This is a genomic window from Erwinia sp. INIA01 (assembly GCF_025947915.1).
In the GTDB taxonomy this organism is placed as follows: Bacteria; Pseudomonadota; Gammaproteobacteria; order Enterobacterales; family Enterobacteriaceae; genus Erwinia; species Erwinia coffeiphila.
The window spans coordinates 57,609-80,576 of sequence record NZ_JAPDNC010000009.1 but is presented as its reverse complement, the minus strand read 5'-3'; the positions used below and the strand labels follow the sequence as shown (position 1 = coordinate 80,576).

Sequence of the window (22,968 nt, the reverse complement as noted above, 5' to 3'; positions counted from 1 at the left end):
ATCACCGTTTTGTTGGTGTGGCCTGAGCGAAAGAGAGAGAACTTATGTTTGGTAAAGCCGGATTGGGTAACCTGATGAAGCAGGCCCAGCAAATGCAGGACAAAATGGCGCAGGTTCAGGAAGAGATCGCCAAAATGGAAGTGACCGGTGAATCCGGTGCCGGCCTGGTGAAAGTGACCATCAACGGCGCGCACAACTGCCGTCGTGTGGAAGTGGACCCAAGCCTGCTGGAAGATGACAAAGACATGCTGGAAGATCTGGTTGCTGCGGCATTTAACGATGCGGCTCGCCGCGTTGCTGAAGCGCAGAAAGAGAAAATGGCCGCCGTGTCATCCGGTATGCAGCTGCCACCTGGCTTCAAGATGCCGTTCTGATGCAGACCAGCCCGCTCCTTGAAGCACTAATGGAGTCGCTGCGTTGCCTGCCGGGCGTTGGGCCTAAATCGGCCCAGCGCATGGCTTTTCAGCTTCTGCAACGCGACCGCAGCGGCGGTATGCGCCTGGCACAGGCTCTGACTCGTGCGATGTCTGAGATTGGCCACTGTGCGGACTGCCGGACCTTTACCGAGCAGGAGATCTGTACCATCTGCGCGAATCCACGTCGCCAGCAGAACGGTCAAATCTGTGTCGTTGAAAGCCCGGCGGATATTCATGCCATTGAACAGACCGGGCAGTTTTCCGGCCGTTACTTTGTGCTGATGGGCCATCTTTCACCGCTGGACGGCATCGGACCGGGAGATATCGGCCTGGATCGTCTGGAGCAGCGGCTGGAAAAAGAAACCATTCAGGAAGTGATCCTCGCGACCAACCCGACGGTAGAAGGTGAGGCAACCGCCAACTACATTGCCAGCCTGTGTGAGCAGTATGGCGTGGAAGCCAGCCGCATCGCGCACGGCGTCCCGGTCGGCGGCGAGCTGGAAATGGTCGACGGCACGACGCTGTCCCATTCACTGGCCGGGCGCCACAAGATTAAATTCTGACCATTCAAACGGCACGAGTTTTCGTGCCGCCTTGAAAACCCAGCGCTTCTCCCCCATCTCTACCCTCAACGTTCATCAACCTGTTTTAGTTGAGGTAGCAATGACCATGAAAGGACAAGAGACGCGTGGCTTCCAGTCAGAGGTGAAACAGCTTCTGCACCTGATGATCCACTCACTCTATTCAAACAAAGAAATCTTCCTGCGTGAACTGATCTCCAACGCCTCGGACGCTGCGGATAAGCTGCGCTTCCGCGCATTATCCACCCCCGATCTTTACGAGGGTGACGGCGATCTGCGCGTACGTGTTTCTGTCGACAAGGAAAACCGTACCCTGACGCTGAGCGATAACGGTATCGGTATGCGTCGCGACGAAGTCATTGAAAACCTGGGCACCATTGCCAAATCCGGTACCAAGTCCTTCCTCGAGTCCTTAGGCTCCGATCAGGCGAAAGACAGCCAGCTGATCGGCCAGTTCGGTGTGGGCTTCTACTCGGCATTTATCGTTGCGGATAAAGTTTCCGTGCGCACCCGTGCTGCCGGTGCTGCCGCTGATGAGGGCGTATTCTGGGAATCCGCCGGCGAAGGTGAATACACCATCGCGGATATCACCAAAGAAGATCGCGGCACCGAGATTACGCTGCACCTGCGCGAAGGCGAAGACGAGTTCCTCGATGCATGGCGTGTGCGCAGCATTATCAGCAAATACTCCGACCATATTGCCCTGCCGGTTGAAATTGAATCCCGTAACGAAGAAGACGACACCACCAGCTGGGAAAAAATCAACAAGGCTCAGGCGCTGTGGACCCGCAGCAAGTCTGAAATCAGCGAAGACGAATACAAAGAGTTTTATAAGCACGTTGCTCACGACTTCACCGACCCGCTGACCTGGAGCCACAACCGCGTGGAAGGTAAGCAGGAGTACACCAGCCTGCTCTATATTCCGGCTCAGGCACCGTGGGATATGTGGAACCGCGATCACAAACACGGCCTGAAGCTGTACGTGCAGCGCGTGTTTATCATGGATGACGCAGAGCAGTTTATGCCGAACTATCTGCGCTTCGTGAAGGGGCTGATCGACTCGAACGATCTGCCGCTGAACGTCTCCCGTGAGATCCTGCAGGACAGCCGCATCACTCAGACCCTGCGCAGTGCGCTGACTAAGCGTTCTCTGCAGATGCTGGAAAAAGTGGCGAAGGATGACGAAGAGAAATATCAGAAATTCTGGCAGCAGTTCGGCCTGGCACTGAAAGAAGGCCCGGCGGAAGACAGCGCGAACATTGAAACCATCGCGAAACTGCTGCGCTTTGCCTCAACCAGCAGCGAAGGCCCTGCACAGACCGTGTCGCTGGAAGACTACATCAGCCGCATGGTGGAAGGTCAGGAGAAGATTTACTTCATTACAGCCGATAGCTATGCCGCGGCGAAGAGCAGCCCGCATCTGGAGCTGTTCCGCAAAAAAGGTATCGAAGTCCTGCTGCTCTCCGATCGCATCGACGAGTGGATGATGAGCTACCTGACCGAGTTCGACGGCAAGCCGTTCCAGTCCGTCAGCAAAGCCGACGATGCGCTGAGCAAGCTGGCCGACGAAGAAACCGAAGAGCAGAAGGAAGCAGAGAAGGCGCTGGAACCGTTCGTTGAGCGTGTGAAAACGCTGCTGGGCGAGCGTGTGAAAGAAGTGCGTCTGACCCACCGTCTGACCGATACCCCGGCCATCGTCACCACCGACGCGAACGAAATGAGCACCCAGATGGCCAAGCTGTTTGCCGCTGCGGGCCAGGACGTGCCGGACGTGAAGTATCTGTTCGAGCTGAACCCGGATCACGCACTGGTTAAACGCGCTGCCGATACCCAGGACGAAGCGCGCTTCGCCGAGTGGATCGAGCTGCTGCTGGATCAGGCGCTGCTGGCCGAGAAGGGATCGCTGGACGATCCAAACCAGTTTATTCGCCGCATGAACCAGCTGCTGTTGGGCTAATCATCGCGCACGTGAACTGAAAGGGGCCGGATAATCCGGCCCCTTTTTGCGTCCATCTGCCGACCTCGTCAACCGCCGCCGGAAGCCTCTTCCAGCAGCCAGCGACGGAACAGGGCAATCTCCTGTTCTTCACGCCGTGTTTCTTTCACCATCATCCACGTTGCGCGATCCACTTCGGCGAAGCCTAAGGGGGCGATCAGTGACCCCTCCTGGATCTCTTTTTTCACCAAAATCTGCGGTGTCATAATAATGCCCATGCCGCTGCGCGCCGCCTGAATAGCCAGCGTCAGATTATCGAAGTGGCGTCCGGCCCAGAAATCGCCCCGTGCTCCGGTTTTTTTTGCCCATTCAGCCCAGGCGTGCAGCTTGGTATCGGCATGCAGCAGCGGAAGGGTGGCGAAATCGGTTTCATAGGTAAAGCGATTAGCGAATTCTGGCGAACAGACCGGACCAATATAATCGACGGTGATTAGCGTGGCAGCGATATCCTCTCCGACAGACTGTTCATGACTGACGATCAGCACATCGCAATACTCGTTACGTACGCGCTCAATATCGACATGAGTTTGAAAAGTCAGGGCGATCTCCGCGTGGCGGCTGGTAAAACGGCTGATCCGCGGGATTAGCCATTGGGCAAGAAAGCTGGGGGCGCAGGAAATCGTCAGGCTGTGCAGGTTACGCGCGCGGATTTTTTCGCAGGTCGCTTCAATTTCGCCAAAGGTTTGTATACAGCAAACCTTAAGCCGCTCGCCGTCCGAGGTCAGCTGAACCCGGCCACCTACCCGCAGAAACAACGGTTTATCTAACCACTCTTCCAGCAGTTTGATTTGATGGCTGACTGCACTATGAGTCACGTGCAGTGATTGTGCAGCGAGGCTAAAGCTTTGATGCAGTGCAGCCTGATGAAAATAGCGCAGAGCGCGTAGCGAAGGAAGTCCGGACATAGCCCTATCCGTTAGAAAATCTCACATCCAGTGTCTGTTTATATCATTTTAAAGTCCAGTCGATTTTACCTACTCTGACCCCGGAGTTATCAGCAGAACAACTGCCTGAGAGAGGATGTTTTTTCTTTTAACTCCATGTACATACAGCGATATTTTTTCTTGTCAGCCGACGATTACGCACAACAGCTATGTGAAGGAAAGGAAAATGACAAATCAGTATTCCGTAAAACCACAGCTCGTCATGTTCACCGGTGGTCGCGATAGTACGCTGGCAGCGTGTTATCTAATGTTACAGGGTATTCCTGTGCACCTCTGGTCAGGAAACAGCGGATGTTCACTGCATCGTGGCATTTTAGCGCATCGCGTTGATGAATTAAGAGGTCGTTTCGGTGATTTGGTCGTCGATCATACCGTCGCTGATATCAGCGGAGCGTTTCGTTCAATTGCTATTGAAAATCTGGAAAGTGATATCCTTAAGTACCGGAAAAATCTGGTTCTTTTAGGTGAAAAGTTGGCTATTCATGCACATCTCGTTGATTTTTGCCATCGAAACGGTATTAACACCATTAACGACGGTATCACCCACTACCAGATGGAATTCCCGGAGCAGCGTCAGGTAGCGAAGGCATTTCTGGTGGAGATGATGGCTCAGTACGACATCAACTATCAGTCACCCATTTATGAATTCGCCCAGTCGGCGGACGACGTGAAATATCGCCTGCTGCAATTGGGGATTTCCACTAAGTCGCTGGAAGGGATCAGTATTTTCGCCGACAGCTTCTCCACGCCTTCAGATGAGGTAATTCTTGCCTATCTGCGAGAAAAAGCCCCGCTGGCGCAGAACATCGTGCGTTTCCTGTCCGGTGAAACCCTGCTGACCCCGGTGCTGAAAGCCAGCGCCGTTGCCTGAATCAAACCGTTAATCGTGGTGTAACCGTTGGGTTACGCCACGCGGAGTTTGCTATGAAAGTTATCGTTAAATGCGCAGCCATCATCATCAACCAGCGCTCACTCCTGCTGACGCGTAAACGCGGTACCGAGATCTTTATTTCTCCAGGCGGTAAGCCGCTTGCCGGTGAAGATCATCTCAGCTGCCTGAAGCGTGAGCTTCAGGAAGAGCTGGGTGTACAGGTCAAAACCTTTCGTCCATTTGGCCTGTTCCACGGCCTGGCCGAATTTGAACAAACGGCGATTGAGAATCATGTCTATCACGTGGAAATCAGCGGCCAGCCGCGTGCGGGGTCCGAGATAGAAGAAATTGCCTGGGTGAACTATCGCCTCCCTCCCTGCGAGATCGCCGTGGGGTCGATATTCCGCGATAACGTGATGCCGCTTCTTTTCCAGCAAGAGTTAATAAATTGATGGATACCTCCTCACTTTCCCTTCAGTTACAGCAGGTCCACGGCGACCAGTTTTATAAGCGAGCGCGTATGCTGAGAGATGAACTCCGTGAAGAACTGACCCGCGTTTACCGCCTGGAAAAGTATGAGCTGTTCCTGGTCCAGTCTGTGCGGGTTGGATTGGTCATTCTTTCCCACCTGCTTCATAAACAGGAAACGACGCTGTGCCTTGCCAGGCATGCCCACTATCAACCGGTCAGCGAGCTGTTTAACTTTCCTAATACCCACTGTACCGGGCCGGGAACCGTGCCGATTATTACTCACGTCAATCCCTACACTGCGGAAGTCAACAGTCTGAAAGGAACGAAGGGCAAAGGGGTTGTTGATGCTTCCCACAGTTTCGCCACCTGCCGTCATGGCGAACTGATTGCTGACAGTTCGGTCTTTGTTGCGCCGCTGCACAAACATGCCTCACTGACTATCGGACTGGCGATTATCGCCCTGCGCCCGGAAGACTTCAGTACCCTGATGCGCAGCGAACTGCTGCTGTTTGAGGAGTCTACCGCCTCTGATAAGCCGCTGATTGAAGCGCTGAACAATCTTCGTAGTCCCGACTGGCAGCCGTTCAATATGTCCAGTGTGGGAGCTATCAGCCTGAAAGACGTGGGCGGAATGGATTTTGATTCGCTTGGTAACGCGGGTGGCCCATTCGGCTGCTTTAACGTTCCCCCGCTCAGTGAAACATTGAAGAAAAAGGTAAAGGCGGCCGGGGCGAGCTATTTCGAACAGACCGGTACGCTGCGGCTTTCCTCCTGGGCTCGTGGAGACGGAAGTCAGCGAATTGATACAACGGCAGAAATACAACAACAGCTACAAGCCCTGTGGGAGGGGAAATGAAAAACGCACTGCCGGTGAATGGCAATCTGATTGGCATTATGGGTGGCATTATTCTCAGTAGCGATTCGGTGTTTATCCGTATGATGGGAATCGAAAATTCGTGGCTGATCGTTGCGCTACGCGGCATCTTTATGTGGGGTATGTGCCTGCTGGTCTGGCTGCTGTGGCGGAAAAGTCGTTCAACGTTAGGCACACCCTGGCTGACCCAGGAAAATGCGCTGTCGACGCTGTTTTTCTGCATTTCCTCGGCCTGCTTCGTCAATGCGCTGAATCGCGGTAGTGTGGCGACCGTGCTGGTGATTATCTCCTCAACGCCGTTTATTTCGGCGCTGATTTCGCGGCTGTTCTTTAAGATGAGCATTGACCGTAGCGTACTGCTGGCATCGCTGGCGGGGATACTCGGCGTAGCGGTGGTCATGTCCGGTCGCGGCGTGGGCCACAGCGGTATTGCCAACCTCTATGCATTGGGTACGGCGTTCTCCATGGCTCTGGCTTTTATCTTCACTTCCCGCGTCAGCGGTGGGACGGCCGGTCTGCCTTCGCTGGGGGCAATTCTGGCTTCGGTGGTGATTGTGCTGTGGTCCGGCAGCGATCTCCTCGAAAGTCTGAAAATGCTGACACCGGCGCAGTATGGCTGGTCGATCGCAGAAGGCGCGTTAATTATGCCGCTGGCGATGGGATTGATCACATTATCGACGCGTTTTGTTTCTCCGGCCAATGCCGGGCTGTTTTTGCTGCTTGAGACGGCGCTGGCTCCGCTATGGATGTATCTGTTCCTGGATGAAATCCCTACTATTCATGCAGTTATTGGTGGGGCGATTATTATTCTGGCGGTGGTTTCACAAACGGTTTATGCCCGTCGCCGAGTGGATGTGCAACGCTACGCGGATGCAGGATAGCCGCGTGCTTCCTTGTGGTGAGCGGCCCATTAATGTTATGTTCATACACTTGGATAAAGTACACATATAAGCAATTCGCAAGGGGATTTACGCAATGCGTATTATTCTGCTCGGGGCTCCGGGTGCAGGTAAGGGGACTCAGGCTCAGTTTATTATGGAGAAATACGGTATTCCGCAAATCTCCACGGGTGACATGCTGCGTGCCGCGGTTAAAGCGGGAACGGAGTTAGGTCTGAAAGCCAAAGAGATTATGGATGCTGGTAAACTGGTCACCGACGAACTGGTTATCGCGCTGGTCAAAGAGCGTATCGCTCAGGAAGACTGCCGTAACGGTTTCCTGCTGGACGGTTTCCCGCGCACTATCCCTCAGGCTGATGCCATGAAGGAAGCGGGCATTAAAGTCGACAACGTGCTGGAGTTCGACGTACCAGACGAACTGATCGTTGAGCGTATTATTGGTCGTCGCGTTCATGCGCCATCCGGCCGCGTTTACCACGTGACTTTCAATCCGCCGAAGGTGGAAGGGAAAGATGACGTGACCGGCGAAGAGCTGACAACGCGCAAAGATGACCAGGAAGAGACCGTTCGTAAGCGTCTGGTTGAATATCATCAGATGACCGCTCCGCTGATTGCTTACTACAGCAAAGAAGCCGAAGCGGGCAACACTGCGTACAACAAGATCGACGGCACACGTAAAGTGGCCGAAGTCAGCGCTGAGCTGGCAAAAATCCTCGGTTAAGTTTGAAGGGGGCCGGTTAAATCCGGTCCCTTTTACAGCAATTGGTTTTTCCCCCGCAATTTTCCGTTAGAATGAGTCTCGTTTTCATCTCCGCTGATGCCATCAAAAGGAATAACAATGAGGCAAGATAAGCCAGGCGTACTGCTGGTCAATTTAGGCACACCAGATGCTCCGACCACCTCCGCAGTAAAACGCTATCTAAAGCAGTTTCTCAGTGATAAACGCGTGGTCGACACGCCGCGCTGGCTGTGGTGGCCGATTCTGAATATTGGTATTCTGCCGATTCGTTCACCGCGCGTAGCCAAGCTGTATGCTTCCGTCTGGACCGATGAAGGTTCGCCGCTGCTGGTGTTCAGCAAGCGTCAGCGCGATGCGCTGGCGGCGAAACTGGATATACCGGTTGCGCTGGGCATGAGCTACGGCAATCCCAGCCTGAAAAGCGCCGTGGATGATCTGATGGCTCAGGGCGTGAATAAGCTCATCGTCCTGCCGCTCTATCCGCAGTTTTCCTGCTCAACCGTCGCATCGGTGTGGGACGGTCTCAGCAGCGTGTTTGCTGGCTATCGCAGCCTGCCAACGGTGCATTTTATTCGCGACTACGCCGACCATCCTGCCTATATCGCCGCGCTGAAAGCGTCGGTCGAGCGCTCTTTTGCGCAGCACGGTAAACCGGATCTGCTGCTGGCCTCGTTCCACGGTATTCCGCAGCGCTTTGCCAATGAGGGCGACGATTATCCACAACGCTGCCATGACACCTTTGATGCGTTAAAAACCGCACTGGGGCTGAGCGACAGCGAAGCGATGCTGACCTTCCAGTCACGTTTTGGACGTGAACCCTGGCTGACGCCGTACACGGATGAAACCATGCAGGGTCTGCCCGCGAAGGGAGTGAAGCACGTACAGGTGATGAGCCCGGGCTTCGCGTCAGACTGCCTGGAAACGCTGGAAGAGATCAACGAGCAGAACCGCGAATTCTTCCTGCACGCGGGCGGCACCCGGTTTGAGTACATTCCGGCGCTGAACGACGATGAAGCGCATATCGATATGATGCTGGAACTGGTTAATCAGTATCGCTAACTGACGAAGCGATCGGTCGTTTTCCACCGCCGATCGCCTCGTTGCGCAAATATGTTATGATTGCGGCCTGCTTCCCCTTCTGGTCCTGCAATTATGAAATTCCCCGGTAAACGTAAATCCAAACACTATTTCCCCGTCAGCGCGCGCGATCCGCTGTTACAGGTCGCTCAGCCGGAAAACGAGGCCGCTAATAGCTGGATTGTGGGCATCGACCAGATCCTTGTTGATATTGAAGCCAAAGTGGATGATGACTTTGTGCGTCGCTATGGCCTCAGCGTGGGCCATTCGCTGGTGATTGAAGATGATGTGGCGCAGGCGCTTTATGAAGAGCTGATGCGCGATAATCTGATCACCCATCAGTTTGCCGGCGGCACCATCGGCAACACGCTGCATAACTATTCCGTGCTGGCCGACGACCGCTCCGTGCTGCTGGGCGTGATGTGTAATAACATTCAAATCGGCAGCTATGCCTACCGCTACCTGTGTCATACCTCCAGCCGCACCGATCTGAACTACCTGCAGGGCGTTGACGGCGCAATCGGCCGCTGCTTTACGCTGGTGGGCGATAACGGCGAGCGTACCTTCGCCATTAGCCCGGGAATGATGAATCAGCTGCGCGCTGAAAGCGTGCCGGAAGAGGTGATTGCCGGAGCGTCGGCGCTGGTGCTGACCTCCTATCTGGTGCGCTGCAAACCGGGTGAACCGATGCCGGAAGCGACCATGCAGGCTATCCACTATGCCAAAAAGCATAACGTGCCGGTGGTGCTGACGCTGGGTACCAAATATGTGATCGCTGATAATCCGCAGTTTTGGCGCGATTTTATGCGCGACCATGTCTCGATCGTGGCGATGAATGAAGATGAAGCTTTTGAGCTGACCGGAGAAAGCGACCCGCTGAAGGCATCGAATCTTGCCCTCGACTGGGTGGATCTGGTGCTGTGTACCGCCGGGCCAAACGGTCTGTATATGGCCGGATTCACCGAAGAAGAGGGCAAGCGTACCACCCGTCATCCGCTGCTGCCCGGTGCGATCCCGGAATTTAACCAGTACGAATTCAGCCGCGCGATGCGTCATCAGGACTGCACCGTACCACTGCGTATTTTCTCCCATATCGCGCCTTATATGGGCGGTCCGGAGAAAATCATGAATACTAACGGGGCCGGTGACGGCGCGCTGGCGGCGCTGCTGCATGATATTACCGCCAATAATTTCCACCGCAGCAACGTCCCCAACTCCAGTAAGCACGCACGTAGCTATCTGACCTACTCCTCGCTGGCGCAAGTCTGCAAATACGCCAACCGCGTCAGCTATCAGGTGCTGAACCAGCATTCACCGCGCCTGTCGCGCGGCCTGCCGGAGCGGGAAGACAGTCTGGAAGAGTCTTACTGGGAACGATGATACGAGGAGAGGGCAGGCTGGCCGTCTGCCATCTCTGGCATTAAGCCGGTGTGATAAAAAAGGGACGACGCGAAGTCGTCCCTTTTTGCTGACATCAGATCGGGCACTCTGCCGGTGCTTCAACCGGGTTGAGCAGGATAAGATTGAGCATACTGTTGGCAATCTCACGCTCGCCCATCACCACGCGGTCGGCACCGCGTTCCATAATGTAATCCACTTCGTCGTCATAATGGGCACGGGCGATAATCTCAATGTTCGGGCGCTTTTCGCGAGCTGCGGTAACGATCTCCCCGGCCTCATAGCCGTTAGGGATGGTCAGCAGCATCCAGCGCGCGCAGTCGAGCCGCGCCAGGTCCATAATATCGCCCCGGGCGGCATTGCCTAATACGGCTTTAATTCCCTGCTCGCGCAGCGCTTCAACGCGCGGGCGGCTGTTCTCGACGACTACAATTGGAATACCCGCTTCCATCAGGCGGCTGCCAAGCAGGCTGCCAACGCGGCCAAAACCAACCACCACCGCGTGATTACACAGGTCCACCGGGATCTGCTTCTCTTCTTCGATAGCTTCTTCCATGGTCTGCTCTTCGATGGTTTCGGTTTTTTGCAGATAGCGCTCCAGCAGAGCGAACAGGATCGGATTCAGCATAATCGACAGAATGGCGCTGGCCAGGACCAGATTGCGGCCGGTTTCCGGCAGCAGATTCAGGGTAACGCCCAAACCGGCCAGGATAAAGGCGAACTCACCGATCTGCGCCAGGCTGACTGAAATGGTCAACGCCGTGCGCTTGGAGTGGCCAAATAGCCGTACCAGGAACAGCGCGGCAAGGGATTTACCGAAGACGATAATCGCCAGCGCGCCCAGCACCGCCAGCGGCTGCTGTATCAGGATCATCGGATCGAACAGCATGCCGACCGAGACAAAGAACAGGACCGCAAAGGCATCGCGCAGCGGCAGCGTATCGTGTGCAGCACGGTGGCTCAGTTCAGACTCGTTAAGCACCATACCGGCAAAGAAAGCACCCAGAGCAAAGGAGACATCAAAGAACTCTACGGCGCCAAAAGCAATACCGAGCGCCAGTGCCAGCACCGCCAGGGTAAACAGCTCGCGCGAGCCGGTTGCGGCGCTGCGGGCGAGTATCCACGGTACGACGCGGCGGCCAACCACCATCATCAGCACCATAAAGGCCACCACTTTACCGATGGTCAGTACCAGATCGAACAGCAGCAGGCCGATGCTGGCATTACCTTCTTCGAACATACCGGCAATAGCAGGCAGCAACACCAGCGCCAGCACCATCACCAGGTCTTCAACAATCAACCAGCCAATCGCAATTTGCCCGCGCTGGCTGTCAATCAACTGACGCTCTTCCAGCGCACGGAGCAGCACCACCGTACTCGCCGTGGAAAGGCACAGCCCGAACACCAATCCGGTGAGCATCGACCAGCCCATTGCCCATGAAAGCCCCATTCCCAGCAGTGTCGCCACGGCTATCTGTGCGATAGCGCCGGGAATGGCGATCGACTTTACCGCCATCAGGTCTTTTAAAGAGAAATGCAGACCCACGCCGAACATCAGCAGGATCACGCCAAGTTCAGCCAGTTCGGGAGCAAGATTGGTATCAGCAACAAAGCCTGGGGTGAAAGGACCGGCAAGAACGCCAGCCAGCAGGTAACCAACAAGGGGAGAAATGCGCAGGCGATTAGCCAGCATACCAAGGAGGAAGGCGAGAACCAGGCCTCCTACAATGGTGGTGATAAGCGGTGTGGTGTGGTGCATGCCTGTCTCCTTATGTATGCCTGCTCGTCATACTTCAAGTGGCAGATGCCCTGATTTTTGCCCTGGTCACTGTGCGATCCGTGCGCCGGGCTGGGGGGCCTCCCGCTGTACTGCAACTCGAATTAATTAGAGTATAAATGTGTCCAGTTGTAAGTTTTCAGTGTATGGCATAATCCGTCGCGGCGCTTGTGTTTATTGAGACTAATGGAAAAAAATATGAGCCATACGGTAAAAGTTGTCAGTAAGTACGATTTTATACACTTATCAGATTACAGTGCTGGTGTTACCGCAAGGTGAACCGGTGCAAAAATCAGACAATTGCACCGGTAAGGGACTATTTCCGACGGTTATCAGGCAGGAAAGCCGTGAGAATACCGAGAAGTGGAAGATAAGCGCAGATTTGGTAGACCAGTTCGATACTGGTGTGGTCCGCCAGCAGACCTAACAGGGCGGCACCCAGCCCCCCCATACCGAAGGCAAAACCAAAAAACAGCCCGGAAACCATACCGATACGCCCCGGCATCAGCTCCTGGGCATAGACCAGAATGGCGGAAAACGCCGAGGCCAGCACGAAGCCGATAATCACTGACAGCACGCCCGTCCACAATAAGTTCATATGCGGCAGCAGCAGCGTAAAGGGGGCAACGCCGAGAATAGAGGCCCAAATCACCCGCTTACGGCCAATTTTATCGCCAATCGGCCCGCCGATCACCGTCCATGCCGCCACGGCAAACAGGAAAATAAACAGGTGTAGCTGCGCGCTTTGTACCGACAGGCCGAATTTCTGCATCAGGTAGAAGGTGTAGTAGCTGCTCAGACTGGTGAGATAAAAATACTTAGAGAAAATCAGCACCAGCAGAATGCTAATCGCAAAGGCCACCTGGCGGCGCGGCAGCGGGCTGACGGCGGCCACGGTGCTTTTCTTCGCCATGCGATTCTGCGTTTGATACCAGCGGCTGATTTGCAACAGGACCACAATCGCCAGCAGCGCCGCCAGCGAGAACCACGCAACATTACCGCGGCCATAGGGGGCAATGACCAGTGCGGCCAGCAGCGGGCCCAGCGAGCTGCCAAAGTTACCGCCGACCTGGAATAGCGACTGCGCCAGGCCGTGCCGTCCGCCCGATGCCATCCGCGCCACGCGCGAGGATTCCGGGTGAAACACCGAGGAACCGGTGCCGACCAGCGCGGCGGCCAGCAGGACGGTGGTGAAGTTCCCGGCCAGCGCCAGCAGGATCAGGCCGGAAAGCGTAAAGCCCATACCGACGGGCAGTGACCACGGCTGCGGATGCTTGTCGGTGTAGTGCCCAATCAGCGGCTGTAACAACGACGCTGTGAGCTGATAGGTCAGCGTGATCATGCCGATTTGCACAAAGCTTAATGAGAAATCCGCACGCAGCAGCGGGTAGATCGCCAGAATCAGCGACTGGATCATATCATTCAGCAGATGGGCAACGCTGATGGCGCCGAGGATACCAAAAGCGGTGCGCCGAACGGGCGATGAGGGAGAAGAGAGCGGGGATTCACTTGCCATTAAATTAACCTGTCATCTATTTATGTTTTTATGAGCGCAGAGAAGCAAATTCGCTGCAAAGCCCTCTTTTATAACTAACAACCTCCGCGCGAGTAATTACCATTTAGAGCTATTTCAGCGCTGCGGTTGCGGGGCTGTCACAAAAAGTGAATACTTTTGCTGATTATTTTGCCAAAGCCGCATTTGTGCGGGTTGGTTTGCGGTTGATGAAACAAGGAGAAGCGCAGTGCTGGTATTTAATAAACGTATCCTGAGTCTGTTAACCGTTGGGTTGCTTAGCGCACCGCTGATGGCGCAGGCCTGGGTAAAAGACCGTACCTATAAATTCACCGTGCTGCATACCAACGATCATCACGGTCGGTTCTGGAACAATGAACACGGTGAGTACGGGCTGGCGGCGCAGAAAACCATGATGGATAAGATCCGTCTGGACGTGCAGTCGCACGGTGGGGCAGTGCTGATCCTCTCCGGCGGCGATATTAATACCGGCGTACCGGAATCCGACCTACAGGATGCCGAGCCTGATTTCCGCGGGATGAATTTGATTGGCTACGATGCCATGGCGATAGGTAACCACGAGTTTGATAATCCGCTGTCGGTGCTTCGCCAGCAGCAAAAGTGGGCGAAGTTCCCGCTGCTCTCCGCCAATATCTATCAAAAAAGTACCGGCAAGCGCCTGTTCCAGCCGTATGCGCTGTTTAATCGTAAAGGACTGAAGATCGCCGTGATCGGTCTGACCACTGACGACACGGCCAAAATCGGCAATCCGGAAAACTTTACCGATATCGTGTTCCACAAACCGGCAACCGAAGCGAAAGCGGTGGTGGAAGAGCTGCGTGCCAAAGAAAAACCGGATGTGATTATTGCCGCTACCCATATGGGGCATTATGACAACGGTAATCATGGTTCGAATGCGCCGGGCGATGTGGAAATGGCCCGCGAGCTGCCCGCAGGCTACCTGGATATGATCGTGGGCGGCCATTCACAGGACCCGGTGTGTATGGCGCAGGAAAACGTCAAACAGGCAGACTACGTGCCGGGCACTCCCTGTACGCCGGATCGCCAGAACGGCACCTGGATCGTGCAGGCTCATGAGTGGGGCAAATATATTGGCCGCGCCGATTTCACTTTCCGCAACGGCAAGCTGAAGCTGGAACACTACGAACTTGTACCGATCAATCTCAAGCATAAAGTCACGAACGCTGACGGCGGCACCAGCTGGGTGAACTACACGGCGGAAATCGATAAAAACCCGGCGATGATGAAACTGCTGACGCCGTTCCAGAAAAAGGGCGAGGCGCAGCTTGGCGTGAAAATAGGCAGCGTTAACGGCCATCTTGAGGGCGACCGCAGCAAAGTGCGCTTCGTGCAGACCAATATGGCGCGGTTAATCCTTGAAGGGCAGATTGAACGCACCAAGGCCGATTTTGCGGTGATGAGCGGCGGCGGCGTGCGCGACTCCATTGAAGCCGGAGATATCACCTATAAAGACGTGCTAAAGGTACAGCCGTTTGGTAATACGCTGGTTTATGTCGATATGAAAGGCAGCGAAGTGCGTGATTATCTGGCGGTCGTCGCGAATAAGCAGGTGGATTCCGGTGCCTATGCGCAGTTTGCCCGCGTCAGCCTGATTGCCGACGGTAGCGGGGTCAGCGACGTGAAGATTAACGGCGAACCATTGCAGGACGATAAGGTGTACCGCATGGCTACCCTGAGCTTCAACGCCACCGGGGGCGACGGCTATCCGGAAGTGGATAAGCAGGCCAGCTATGTCAATACCGGCTTTGTTGATGCGGAAGTGCTGAAGCAGTACATACAGGCGCACTCCCCGCTGGATGCGGCAAAGTACCAGCCTGCCGGTGAGATTGTGTATAAGAAAGCGGAGTAAAGTCTGCTGCTGTGAATATGGAGCACGCGAGTGCTCCATATCCGCGTCGTCAGGAAGAAGTAGGGGCCTGACGGCGCTGTTCACGTGAACGCATCAGGCGCTCACGAAGCTTATCGTAGACCCAGTTGTACACCACCGTGTAGGGCAGGAAGAACAGGAAAAAGCCCAGTTCAACCAGAAATGCCTGCCACAGCGTCACACCCAGCATCCAGGCCGCCAGCGGCAGACCAATCAGAATAAATCCACCTTCAAAGCCCAGAGCATGCATCACGCGCAGTGCCAGACCGCGTTTTACACGTTCGCGCGGGAACAGGCGATCGAACCCGGCGTTATAAATCATGTTCCAGATCATCGCCACGGTGGAAAGCATAATGGCCAGTGCGCCCATCTGAAATAGCGGTTTGTTCATAAGCCAGGCGGCGACAGGGGAAATGATTGCAATCGCCACCAGTTCAAAGCCTGCAGCATGATAAAAACGTTCTTTCAGCGTACGAGTGGACATATGTCCTCCTGAGTGATTTAGGAAGCGTATTTTCTATCCTTTTGCTGCTAAGATAAAATGATTATCCATCGATAAAAGCGATACATCTGCGATGCGTTATTCACCGGAATCCCTGGAAGCGTTTGTACAGACCGTAGAAAGCGGCTCGTTCTCCGCAGCGGCGCGAGCGCTGCGCAAAAGCCAGTCAACGGTCAGTACCGCAGTGGCCAACCTGGAAAGCGATCTCGGGCTGATTTTATTTAACCGCGAAGCTCGTACCCCGGTACTGACCGAAAATGGTCAGCGAGTGCTGACGCAGGTTAATGTTATTCTTAATGCCGCCGCGCAGCTGGATGAGCTGGCTATGCGTCTGGCGGGCGACGTCGAGCCCTGTTTACGGCTGGCGATCTCCGATTTCTGGCAGGCCGATCATCACGAACATTTGCTTAAACGCTTTGCCAGCCGCTATCCGGATATTGAGTTTGAATGCATGATTGCCGAAGACGGCGATGTTATCGATCTGCTGCAAAGCGGCAGGGCGCATATCGGTGTGATCCGCGTGCAGGACCGCTATCCGGCAAATATCAGCCTGCGGCGTCTGCAGGTGGAAGCGAAAATGGCGATTTACCTGCATAAGGATCATCCGCTGGCGCAGCAGGATAGCGTAACGGAGGTCGAACTGCAGGGCATCCGTCAGCTGCGGCTGAATACCTGGTCTGAACAGGAACCGGTGCCGGGAGGTAAAATCTGGCTGGCACCGTCGTACTTGCTGCTGCTGGAGATGGCGGAGCAGGGATTTGGCTGGAGCGTACTGCCGCGCTGGCTGACCGAACAGTTTGGCCACCAGCTGCTGCGTGAGCTGCCGGTGGCGGGCTGGCCGCAAAATATCCAGGTGGATGTCGCCTGGTCGCGGCTCTCACCGCCCGGCCCGGCGGGGCGCTGGATGATCGATCAGCTGATTAACCAGCGGCCGGATTAATCGCGTTTGGCGATATCGGCAAAACTGGCGCTCAGCAGTTTTGCCAGGTCACCCGGAGCCAGTTCGAGATCCAGCCCGCGCTTGCCGCCGGAAACATAAATCGTTTCGAAGTGCTGGGCCAGATGGTCGATGACCGTCGGCAGGCGCTTTTTCTGCCCCAGCGGGCTGATGCCGCCCAGCAGATAGCCGGTGCTGCGCTGGGCGAACTGCGGATCGGCCATCTCGACTTTTTTGGCACCCAGCGCTTTCGCCACTTTTTTCAAATCAAGCTGGCCCGCAACCGGTGTAACGGCAACGGCGAGGGTTTTATTGTCGCCGTTAAGTGCCACCAGCAGCGTTTTATATACCCGCTCGGCGTCAAGATTGAGCTTACGCACCGCCTCATCGCCAAAGTTAGTTTCGTTGCTGTCGTGCTCGTAAGGATGCAGCGTAAAGTTTACTTTTTGTTTTTCTAATAGTTTTACCGCCGGAGTCATCGCTTTAATCCTTCCTGTTCCATTCGCGTGCTTGCCGCTTAAAATTGGTGAATAAAAGTACTGGAGAAAAAGTGCGCATTGAGCGACAATCTGCCCCGCGTCAGTACCCGTGCTGATAGATAACCAAAATCATAAAAACTTCATTATTGACTGGCCGATAGAAATATCGGCCATTTTTTTAGCGGCCCAGCAGGTCCGGGAGATTTCCTTCACCGTAAAGATGCAGTGCGCCGACCGCTAAAATATAGCGCCCCGCCGGCAGTGCGTGCAGCTGCTGGCACCATCGCTGATTACGCTGATGCATAAGCAAATCACTCAGGCTGCTGCTGAAGGTATCCGGTAGTACCGTTTTCCCACTGCTGCCCGGTGGGGCTTCCAGCCACCAGCTGACCATCGTTTGCAACAGCCGGGCATTAACGTGCCAGTGCTGCAACGTATCTTCCAGTAGCGTCATGCCTTGATCCGGCAGCGATTTAAGCAGCGCCAGCTGGGTTTCCGGTCCTTCCAGTTCAATGATTTTTATCTGCCGTTCTTTCGCCGCCTGCAACAGCTGGTAATCAATGCCACAGTCTGCGCGAAGCCCGAGCCGCTGAGCCTGCTGCGCCTGGAGCATCAGCGCCACCTGCCATGCGGGCAGGGTATCAATACGTTGCAAATCAACACTCAGTTCGCTGCACAGCTTTTCCAGCAGCTGGAAACGTTCGGCAGACAGCCGCTCAGCCAGTGGAGGACAGACCTCACTATCGCTGAAGGGTGAACCACCGGTGGTGATATCTGCCTCTACAATCAGGGCATCAACATACTGCAGCTGATTGATCAGTTGCCCCGGTAGCGGAGACATATTGCGTGTGCCCATATGGATACTGCCGACCAGATGCAGATGTCGCTGGCCCAGGGAAATATCCAGAGCCGGATAACGATACTCTACCGGCCAGAACCTGCGCGACAGCTGCCGCAGTGCGTGAATGACTTTGCCCATTGTTCCCCCGGCGGATCGCGTTATTAGCTCTCATGCTAACGCGATAAGTCGCTGAGCGACAGGGCAAAACGCAGCACACCGACAGTCCGCGCCCTGAAGCATTAATCCTGCGGCGGACGGTAGCGGATCAGGCGGTTTGCGTTACTCACCACGGTGATTGAAGAGAGCGCCATCGCTGCCCCGGCCACGACCGGATTCAGCAACGTACCGGTCAGCGGAAAGAGTATTCCAGCCGCAATCGGAATGCCGCAGGCATTGTAAATAAACGCGCCCAGCAGATTCTGTTTCATATTGCGCAGCGTGGCTTTGGCAATCGCCAGTGCGTCCGCCACGGCATTCAGATCCTGACGCATTAAGGTAATCGCCGCCGTTTCAATGGCAACATCGCTGCCGCCGCCCATTGCAATGCCGACATCGGCCTGTGCCAGCGCCGGGGCATCATTAATACCGTCACCGATCATCGCCACCTGCTGGCCCTGCTGCTGTAACTGGCTAATAGCCTGAGCTTTGCCTTCTGGCAGCACCCCGGCGATTACCCGATCGATGCCCGCTTCCCGGGCGATGGCGTTGGCGGTAATTTCATTATCCCCGGTCAGCATCACCAGCTGATAGCCGCGACGATGCAGGCGCTGTAATGCACTGATGCTTTCCTGGCGCAGCGGATCGCGGATGGCAAACAGCGCGACGATTTTCCCGTCCGCCGCCAGCAGAACCGGCGTGGAGCCATTGGCGGCATGCTCAGCCAGCGTTCCCGTAATCTCGCTGGTATCGATCTTTTGCTGCTCCATCAGCGCCAGGTTACCCAGCAGCAGCGGCTTGCCGTCAAGTATGCCGCTAACCCCCAGGCCCGGTATTGTACGAAATTGCGCAACCTCCGGCAGCGATGCCAGTGCGGCGTGGCTGATGATCGCCCGCGCCAGCGGATGGCTGGAACCCTGCTCGAGAGCCGCAGCCTGGCGCTCCACGTTCGCTGCCTCTGCGCCATTGAACAAGACAACCTCGACCACGCGCGGTGCTCCTTCGGTCAGCGTACCAGTTTTATCGAATACCAGCGTGGTCAGCGTGCTGGCACGTTGTAATGCATCGGCATCGCGCACCAGTACGCCAAACTCCGCCGCGCGACCCACGCCAGAAATAATCGACATCGGCGTTGCCAGCCCCAGCGCACAGGGGCAGGCAATAATCAGTACCGTGGTGGCAATCACCAGTGTGTAGACAATCTGCGGCGCGGGGCCAGCGAAATACCAGATCGCCGCGCTCAGCAGCGCAATCAGCACTACGGCGGGAACAAAAATCGAGGAGATCTTATCGGCCAGTTGACCGATTTCCGGCTTGCTACTTTGCGCCTGCCGTACCAGTTGGATAATGCGTGAAAGCGTGGTGTTTTTACCGATCGCCTGCGCGCTGAACAGCACGCTGCCGTCCTGAAGGACCGTTCCTGCGTGGATCGTATCACCCGGTGATTTTTGCTGCGGGATGGCTTCTCCGGTCAGCATCGCCTCATCCAGCCAGGCTTCACCCTGTACAATGGTGCCATCAACCGGCACGCGATCGCCGGTCGTCACGCGCAGCGTCATGCCCAGCTGAACTTCGCTCAGCGGCAGCACACGATCGCCGGTCTCGGTTACAACCCGAGCGGTGGGCGGCGTCAAGTCTAACAGTTTTTCCAGCGCCTGCGAGGAACGCTGGCGGGCACGTTGTTCCAGCATATGGCCGAGATTAATCAGGCCAATAATCATTGCACTGGCTTCGTAATAGAGGTGGCGGGCTTCCATCGGGAACCATTCAGGCCACAGATTCACGCTGATGGAGTAAAGCCACGCCGCACCGGTGCCGAGTGCTACCAGCGTATCCATGGTGGCGGTACGATTAAGCAGGCTGCGCCAGGCGCTGCGGTAGAAATGCCCTCCGGCGATAATCATCACCAGCAGGGTAAGTGCGCCAATGACAAGCCAGCCGCTGCGGTTCTCAGCGGTGAGCATCATATTGTCGCCGATCATTCCCCAACCCATTAGCGGGATACCGAGAGCAAGGGCGAGCGCGGCCTGCCAGCGGAAGCGCCGGGTGGCGTTCTGCGCACTCTGCTGCTGCTTCTCGCGGCGTTCGGTTTCATCTTCAATAATTTCGGCAGCGTATCCCGCATTGCTGACGGCATCGATCAGCGTTTGCGGCGAGGCGGTGCCGAGTACCAGCGCGCTGCGCTCGGCAAGGTTAACCCGTGCCTGGCTGACACCCGGCACGTTTTGTAAGGCATTCTGTACTCGTCCAACGCAGCTGGCGCAGCTCATGCCGTCAATTAACAGCTGATAGCTGTCGCCAGCGTCGGATGCCGGAAGCTGGGAAACGGCCGCTGTCAGCGCTTCCGGCTGAGGTTCTGATTCTGTCAGCGGATCAGGCTTTGGGTGGCTGTCGTCCGCTGACAGGGTGGCGTGATAGCCTGCGCCTTCCACGGCGGCAATCAGCGCTTCTGCGCTGGCGCTACCGGTGACGCGTGCTTCATTCACTGTAACGTCGGCCTGTTCAACATTATCGAGTTTGGTGAGCGTTTCCTGAACCCGTTTAACGCAGTGGCCACAGGTCAGGCCATCCAGCGCCAGTAGTGTGGTATGTGACATAGAAAACTCCTTGTTGCCCGGTTTGACCCGGTGCGTTATTTGCAGTAGTTATGAAGGTTAAACCTTCCATCAAGGTGAAGGTCAAGGAGCAAATATGAATATCAGTGAGGTCGCCAGAAAAACCAGGCTGACCAGCAAAGCGATTCGCTTCTATGAAGAAAAAGGGTTGGTTACACCGCCGCTGCGCAGTGATAACGGCTATCGCACCTACTCGGCGAAGCAGCTGGAAGAGCTGACGCTGCTGCGCCAGGCGCGGCAGGTCGGCTTTAATCTTGACGAGTGCCGGGAAATGGTCAGCCTGCTCAACGACCCACAGCGGCACAGCGCTGATGTTAAAGCGCGCACGCTGGAAAAAGTGAAGGAGATTGAGGAGCATATCGAACAGCTGACGCAGATGCGCCTGCGGCTGCTTGATATGGCAGCCAGCTGCCCCGGCGATGACAGCGCGGACTGCCCGATTATCAATCACTTGGCGGGCTGTTGTTCAACGACAAAACCGGCTTAATGTTCCCGGCGTGCAACCTGTAGGGTAATCCCTTCAACGGCGACCACGATGATGTTGCAGCCCGCGGGGAGGTCTTCTTCTGCCTGCACCCGCCAGTTGCCGTCACCGATTTTCACGTGGCCAAAACCGTTAACCAGCGCGCTATCCAGCGTCAGCCGGCGGCCAATAAGCTGCTGGCCGCGCTGATTAAGCGAGGAGGGCGGCAGGCGACGATTGCGGCGCTGTAGCCAGCGATGCCACCACAGTGCGGCAAGTACGGTGAGTACCGCAAAGCTTAATCCCTGCCACTCCCACGGCATCGGCACCAGCCACACCAGCAGCGCAACCAGTACGGCAGCAATGCCGCTCCACAGCAGATATCCGCTGGTGCCCAGCATTTCGGCAGCCAGCAGCAGCCCCCCCAGCGTCAGCCACAGCCACCAGGGATTTGCCAGCAGTTCAACGATCATCATCGATTCCGCTCAGGTTTACGCTCGCCCAGCAGTTCGCTGATACCGGCAATGGAGCCCAGCAAGCTGCTGGCATCCAGCGGCATCATTACCACCTTGCTGTTGTTTGCGGCCCCGATATTTTGCAGGGCATCGGTATATTTTTGTGCCACGAAATAGTTAATTGCCTGAATATCCCCGGCGGCGATGGCTTCTGAAACCATCTTTGTAGCTCGTGCTTCGGCTTCGGCACCACGTTCACGCGCCTCGGCGGCCAGGAATGCGGACTGGCGTTCACCTTCAGCTTTCAGGATCTGCGACTGCTTTTCCCCTTCCGCACGCAGGATTGCTGCCTGGCGCACGCCTTCAGCTTCAAGAATATCGGCACGCTTGGTACGCTCGGCTTTCATCTGGGCGTTCATCGAGGCGATCAGTTCTGCCGGTGGCCGCACGTCGCGGATCTCAATGCGGGTGATCTTCACCCCCCACGGGTTGGTGGCTTCATCGACGATTTGTAACAGGCGGGTGTTGATATTATCGCGCTGCGACAGCATCTCATCCAGCTCCATTGCGCCGAGCACCGTACGCATATTGGTCATGGTCAGGTTGATGATCGCCAGCTCAAGATTACTGACCTCATAGGCCGCGCGCGCCGGATCGACCACCTGAATGAAGCAGACTGCGTCAATAGTCACGCTGGCGTTATCCTTCGAAATAATCTCCTGAGAAGGAATATCCACCACCTGTTCCATCATATTAATTTTCCGGCCAATGCGATCCATAAAGGGAATCACCAAATTTAAGCCGGGCTGTAACGTGTTGGTATAGCGGCCAAAGCGTTCGACGGTCCACTGATAGCCCTGCGGGACAATCTTGATACCGGACCAGACAATGATCAGAGCCAGAACGATAATGACGGGAATAACAGCAAGCATTAATAACCTCCGGATTGTTATTATCAGGGCCGATTCACTTTTGCCCAGCAGCTATCAGTTTGCTGTATTTATGCGCGCTAGCATAGCCGCGCGGGGATTTTTTTGCCCATCCTGCGCTTATTT

General features: G+C 55.7%; 22 protein-coding genes. 13 read left to right on the top strand and 9 right to left on the bottom strand.

The annotated features are described in order from the left end of the window. Positions 1-44 precede the first annotated feature (44 nt). From OMR58_RS16560 to htpG, 3 genes are all read left to right on the top strand, one after another. Complete coding sequence (locus OMR58_RS16560) at positions 45-374, top strand: YbaB/EbfC family nucleoid-associated protein (RefSeq protein ID WP_105590835.1); 330 nt, start codon at positions 45-47, stop codon at positions 372-374. Beyond that, entirely contained in the window at positions 374-979 is a 606-nt protein-coding gene (recR, locus tag OMR58_RS16555; protein WP_105590836.1) for a recombination mediator RecR, read from the top strand. Before OMR58_RS16560 ends, recR begins: the two co-directional genes overlap by 1 nt. Positions 980-1,085: 106 nt before the next feature. After that, positions 1,086-2,954, top strand: a complete 1,869-nt coding sequence (gene htpG / locus OMR58_RS16550) for a molecular chaperone HtpG (RefSeq protein WP_264546445.1) — start codon at positions 1,086-1,088, stop codon at positions 2,952-2,954. 68 nt (positions 2,955-3,022) lie between these two features. Here htpG and OMR58_RS16545 read toward each other — a convergent pair whose 3' ends face one another. Beyond that, positions 3,023-3,898 carry a LysR substrate-binding domain-containing protein gene (locus OMR58_RS16545; protein WP_105590838.1) on the bottom strand — a complete coding sequence of 292 codons (876 nt, stop codon included), beginning with the start codon at positions 3,896-3,898 and terminating at the stop codon, positions 3,023-3,025. A gap of 205 nt (positions 3,899-4,103) precedes the next feature. Between OMR58_RS16545 and OMR58_RS16540 the strand changes: the two genes are divergently transcribed. From OMR58_RS16540 to OMR58_RS16510, 7 genes are all read left to right on the top strand, one after another. After that, on the top strand, positions 4,104-4,808 hold the full coding sequence (locus tag OMR58_RS16540; protein WP_105590839.1) for a hypothetical protein: 705 nt from the start codon (positions 4,104-4,106) through the stop codon (positions 4,806-4,808). Between the two features lie 53 nt (positions 4,809-4,861). Then, positions 4,862-5,260, top strand: coding sequence for an NUDIX hydrolase (locus OMR58_RS16535; protein ID WP_105590840.1), 399 nt, complete (start codon positions 4,862-4,864; stop codon positions 5,258-5,260). After that, on the top strand, positions 5,260-6,135 hold the full coding sequence (locus tag OMR58_RS16530) for a DUF6024 family protein (RefSeq protein ID WP_200559999.1): 876 nt from the start codon (positions 5,260-5,262) through the stop codon (positions 6,133-6,135). Before OMR58_RS16535 ends, OMR58_RS16530 begins: the two co-directional genes overlap by 1 nt. Next, positions 6,132-7,034: a DMT family transporter gene (locus OMR58_RS16525; RefSeq protein WP_200559998.1), complete on the top strand. Its 903-nt coding sequence runs from the start codon at positions 6,132-6,134 to the stop codon at positions 7,032-7,034. Before OMR58_RS16530 ends, OMR58_RS16525 begins: the two co-directional genes overlap by 4 nt. Before the next feature lie 94 nt (positions 7,035-7,128). Then, positions 7,129-7,773: an adenylate kinase gene (adk, locus tag OMR58_RS16520; RefSeq protein WP_105590843.1), complete on the top strand. Its 645-nt coding sequence runs from the start codon at positions 7,129-7,131 to the stop codon at positions 7,771-7,773. Between the two features lie 117 nt (positions 7,774-7,890). Further along, complete coding sequence (gene hemH, locus OMR58_RS16515) at positions 7,891-8,850, top strand: ferrochelatase (RefSeq protein ID WP_200559997.1); 960 nt, start codon at positions 7,891-7,893, stop codon at positions 8,848-8,850. Between the two features lie 93 nt (positions 8,851-8,943). Then, positions 8,944-10,248 carry an inosine/guanosine kinase gene (locus OMR58_RS16510; protein WP_264546444.1) on the top strand — a complete coding sequence of 435 codons (1,305 nt, stop codon included), beginning with the start codon at positions 8,944-8,946 and terminating at the stop codon, positions 10,246-10,248. Positions 10,249-10,342: 94 nt separating this feature from the next. Here the strand turns inward: OMR58_RS16510 and ybaL are convergent, their stop codons facing one another. Both ybaL and OMR58_RS16500 read right to left on the bottom strand, forming a co-directional pair. Beyond that, the gene (gene ybaL, locus OMR58_RS16505; protein ID WP_105590846.1) at positions 10,343-12,025 is read right to left on the bottom strand and encodes a YbaL family putative K(+) efflux transporter; all 1,683 of its coding nucleotides are present in this window, start codon (positions 12,023-12,025) and stop codon (positions 10,343-10,345) included. Positions 12,026-12,359: 334 nt separating this feature from the next. Further along, the gene (locus OMR58_RS16500) at positions 12,360-13,559 is read right to left on the bottom strand and encodes an MFS transporter (protein ID WP_264546443.1); all 1,200 of its coding nucleotides are present in this window, start codon (positions 13,557-13,559) and stop codon (positions 12,360-12,362) included. Positions 13,560-13,848: 289 nt separating this feature from the next. Here OMR58_RS16500 and ushA point away from each other — a divergent pair, with 289 nt between their 5' ends. Further along, complete coding sequence (gene ushA, locus OMR58_RS16495) at positions 13,849-15,447, top strand: bifunctional UDP-sugar hydrolase/5'-nucleotidase UshA (protein WP_264546519.1); 1,599 nt, start codon at positions 13,849-13,851, stop codon at positions 15,445-15,447. Between the two features lie 49 nt (positions 15,448-15,496). Here ushA and OMR58_RS16490 read toward each other — a convergent pair whose 3' ends face one another. Beyond that, positions 15,497-15,949, bottom strand: a complete 453-nt coding sequence (locus OMR58_RS16490; RefSeq protein WP_264546442.1) for a multidrug/biocide efflux PACE transporter — start codon at positions 15,947-15,949, stop codon at positions 15,497-15,499. A 91-nt stretch (positions 15,950-16,040) separates the two neighbouring features. On the opposite strand from OMR58_RS16490, the gene OMR58_RS16485 reads away from it, so the two are divergent. After that, positions 16,041-16,907 carry a LysR family transcriptional regulator gene (locus OMR58_RS16485; RefSeq protein WP_200545405.1) on the top strand — a complete coding sequence of 289 codons (867 nt, stop codon included), beginning with the start codon at positions 16,041-16,043 and terminating at the stop codon, positions 16,905-16,907. Here the strand turns inward: OMR58_RS16485 and ybaK are convergent. The 3 genes from ybaK to copA all read right to left on the bottom strand — a co-directional run bounded on the left by ybaK (position 16,904) and on the right by copA (position 20,977). Then, entirely contained in the window at positions 16,904-17,383 is a 480-nt protein-coding gene (gene ybaK / locus OMR58_RS16480; RefSeq protein ID WP_200545406.1) for a Cys-tRNA(Pro)/Cys-tRNA(Cys) deacylase YbaK, read from the bottom strand. The two genes, OMR58_RS16485 and ybaK, sit on opposite strands and share 4 nt — an antisense overlap. A gap of 178 nt (positions 17,384-17,561) precedes the next feature. After that, the gene (locus tag OMR58_RS16475; protein ID WP_264546441.1) at positions 17,562-18,362 is read right to left on the bottom strand and encodes a TraB/GumN family protein; all 801 of its coding nucleotides are present in this window, start codon (positions 18,360-18,362) and stop codon (positions 17,562-17,564) included. A gap of 101 nt (positions 18,363-18,463) precedes the next feature. Further along, entirely contained in the window at positions 18,464-20,977 is a 2,514-nt protein-coding gene (copA, locus tag OMR58_RS16470; protein ID WP_264546440.1) for a copper-exporting P-type ATPase CopA, read from the bottom strand. 94 nt (positions 20,978-21,071) lie between these two features. On the opposite strand from copA, the gene cueR reads away from it, so the two are divergent. Further along, positions 21,072-21,482 (top strand): Cu(I)-responsive transcriptional regulator, encoded by a 411-nt coding sequence (gene cueR / locus OMR58_RS16465; RefSeq protein ID WP_264546439.1) that lies wholly within the window; start codon positions 21,072-21,074, stop codon positions 21,480-21,482. Here the strand turns inward: cueR and OMR58_RS16460 are convergent. Both OMR58_RS16460 and OMR58_RS16455 read right to left on the bottom strand, forming a co-directional pair. Continuing rightward, entirely contained in the window at positions 21,479-21,931 is a 453-nt protein-coding gene (locus OMR58_RS16460; protein WP_200560063.1) for an NfeD family protein, read from the bottom strand. The two genes, cueR and OMR58_RS16460, sit on opposite strands and share 4 nt — an antisense overlap. After that, complete coding sequence (locus OMR58_RS16455; protein WP_264546438.1) at positions 21,931-22,845, bottom strand: SPFH domain-containing protein; 915 nt, start codon at positions 22,843-22,845, stop codon at positions 21,931-21,933. Before OMR58_RS16455 ends, OMR58_RS16460 begins: the two co-directional genes overlap by 1 nt. Positions 22,846-22,968: the final 123 nt, after the last annotated feature.

What these genes read in the sequence shown, in the direction of transcription:
- OMR58_RS16490 (WP_264546442.1), bottom strand. Translation starts at nt 15,949, where the DNA reads ATGTCCACTCGTACGCTGAAAGAACGTTTTTATCATGCTGCAGGCTTT.
- ybaL (WP_105590846.1), bottom strand. Translation starts at nt 12,025, where the DNA reads ATGCACCACACCACACCGCTTATCACCACCATTGTAGGAGGCCTGGTT.
- OMR58_RS16560 (WP_105590835.1), top strand. Translation starts at nt 45, where the DNA reads ATGTTTGGTAAAGCCGGATTGGGTAACCTGATGAAGCAGGCCCAGCAA.
- recR (WP_105590836.1), top strand. Translation starts at nt 374, where the DNA reads ATGCAGACCAGCCCGCTCCTTGAAGCACTAATGGAGTCGCTGCGTTGC.
- cueR (WP_264546439.1), top strand. Translation starts at nt 21,072, where the DNA reads ATGAATATCAGTGAGGTCGCCAGAAAAACCAGGCTGACCAGCAAAGCG.
- OMR58_RS16530 (WP_200559999.1), top strand. Translation starts at nt 5,260, where the DNA reads ATGGATACCTCCTCACTTTCCCTTCAGTTACAGCAGGTCCACGGCGAC.
- adk (WP_105590843.1), top strand. Translation starts at nt 7,129, where the DNA reads ATGCGTATTATTCTGCTCGGGGCTCCGGGTGCAGGTAAGGGGACTCAG.
- OMR58_RS16540 (WP_105590839.1), top strand. Translation starts at nt 4,104, where the DNA reads ATGACAAATCAGTATTCCGTAAAACCACAGCTCGTCATGTTCACCGGT.
- copA (WP_264546440.1), bottom strand. Translation starts at nt 20,977, where the DNA reads ATGTCACATACCACACTACTGGCGCTGGATGGCCTGACCTGTGGCCAC.
- OMR58_RS16460 (WP_200560063.1), bottom strand. Translation starts at nt 21,931, where the DNA reads ATGATCGTTGAACTGCTGGCAAATCCCTGGTGGCTGTGGCTGACGCTG.
- OMR58_RS16545 (WP_105590838.1), bottom strand. Translation starts at nt 3,898, where the DNA reads ATGTCCGGACTTCCTTCGCTACGCGCTCTGCGCTATTTTCATCAGGCT.
- OMR58_RS16475 (WP_264546441.1), bottom strand. Translation starts at nt 18,362, where the DNA reads ATGGGCAAAGTCATTCACGCACTGCGGCAGCTGTCGCGCAGGTTCTGG.
- ushA (WP_264546519.1), top strand. Translation starts at nt 13,849, where the DNA reads ATGGCGCAGGCCTGGGTAAAAGACCGTACCTATAAATTCACCGTGCTG.
- hemH (WP_200559997.1), top strand. Translation starts at nt 7,891, where the DNA reads ATGAGGCAAGATAAGCCAGGCGTACTGCTGGTCAATTTAGGCACACCA.
- htpG (WP_264546445.1), top strand. Translation starts at nt 1,086, where the DNA reads ATGAAAGGACAAGAGACGCGTGGCTTCCAGTCAGAGGTGAAACAGCTT.
- OMR58_RS16500 (WP_264546443.1), bottom strand. Translation starts at nt 13,559, where the DNA reads ATGGCAAGTGAATCCCCGCTCTCTTCTCCCTCATCGCCCGTTCGGCGC.
- OMR58_RS16455 (WP_264546438.1), bottom strand. Translation starts at nt 22,845, where the DNA reads ATGCTTGCTGTTATTCCCGTCATTATCGTTCTGGCTCTGATCATTGTC.
- OMR58_RS16485 (WP_200545405.1), top strand. Translation starts at nt 16,041, where the DNA reads ATGCGTTATTCACCGGAATCCCTGGAAGCGTTTGTACAGACCGTAGAA.
- ybaK (WP_200545406.1), bottom strand. Translation starts at nt 17,383, where the DNA reads ATGACTCCGGCGGTAAAACTATTAGAAAAACAAAAAGTAAACTTTACG.
- OMR58_RS16525 (WP_200559998.1), top strand. Translation starts at nt 6,132, where the DNA reads ATGAAAAACGCACTGCCGGTGAATGGCAATCTGATTGGCATTATGGGT.
- OMR58_RS16510 (WP_264546444.1), top strand. Translation starts at nt 8,944, where the DNA reads ATGAAATTCCCCGGTAAACGTAAATCCAAACACTATTTCCCCGTCAGC.
- OMR58_RS16535 (WP_105590840.1), top strand. Translation starts at nt 4,862, where the DNA reads ATGAAAGTTATCGTTAAATGCGCAGCCATCATCATCAACCAGCGCTCA.